A 482-nucleotide genomic window follows, 5' to 3' on the forward strand; every position below is an offset into this window, starting at 1 on the left:
AGCAGGCGCTCATAATCCACGTCCGCCTCGGCAAGCAGCACGTTCATGTGGCCGGGCATGCGGCCCGCCACAGGATGGATGCCGTAGCTCACCTTGGCTCCCCTGCCTTCCAGAAGATCGGAAAGCTGCTTGACCTTGTGCTGGGCCTGGGCCAGTGCCATACCGTAACCGGGGACAATCACGACGTTTTTGGCATCCTGCACAAGGCGCGCAATGGCGGCCTCCCCGCTGCCCGCGCCCGCCGGGCCTGCCGGAGCCGCGGTTTCGCCAGCCGCGTCCTCGCCCTGGGCATAGGCCAAAAGCTTGTCAAAGGTCTGCGAGGCATCGCCCAGCATGAGGCGCACGCCCTCTCGCCCGTACAGGGGGTTGGGAACACCCGCATAGCCGGGCTTGTCGTCATAGTTGCAGATAATGATGTTCTTGCAGTTTTCCACCGCAAGAATGGGCATGCCGTAGATGGGCGTGCCTTCCGCCGTGTTGGC

Annotated in this window: 1 protein-coding gene; it reads right to left on the reverse strand. The window is 63.9% G+C overall.

All coding sequences use genetic code 11. The annotated features are described in order from the left end of the window. The coding region (locus EII23_RS12345; protein WP_148091292.1) for an NAD(P)(+) transhydrogenase (Re/Si-specific) subunit beta at positions 1-482 on the reverse strand (482 nt) is incomplete at both ends.

Source organism: Desulfovibrio sp. OH1186_COT-070 (assembly GCF_003860215.1).
Taxonomy (GTDB): Bacteria; Desulfobacterota; Desulfovibrionia; order Desulfovibrionales; family Desulfovibrionaceae; genus Desulfovibrio.